Genomic DNA, 277 nt, shown 5'->3' with positions numbered 1-277 from the left:
GGCCCGCAGCAATACGCCGGCGATGCTGGGGTCTTGCGCCCAGGCCGCGAGCTTGGCGTCCAGCGCCTCGATCATCGGCAACGACACCGCGTTCAGGCTGCTGGCGGCGTCCAGTGTGGCGACACCAATACGCGCGCCATGCTGGCCTGCCAGTTCTACAAAAATCACATTCATAGAAAGCGGTTCCTAAACTCTGCCGTGCTCGGCATATGGCGGGCGGGCGCGCGCAATTGCCGCCGCTCGCCCCGGCGAAAGGCTTATTTGTTGCGCCACTGCG

General features: G+C 64.6%; 1 protein-coding gene. It reads right to left on the bottom strand.

Annotation, left to right across the window (positions count from 1 at the left end):
* Window positions 1-174: enoyl-CoA hydratase/isomerase family protein (locus AC0IW7_RS24800; RefSeq protein ID WP_471821495.1), on the bottom strand; the 174-nt coding region annotated here is incomplete at its 3' end.
* Between the last annotated feature and the right edge of the window lie 103 nt (window positions 175-277).

Source organism: Pseudomonas sp. AC229 (assembly GCF_979254655.1).
The sequence above is the reverse complement of the archived record's forward strand: the minus strand, read 5'-3'. Positions and strand labels throughout refer to the sequence as shown.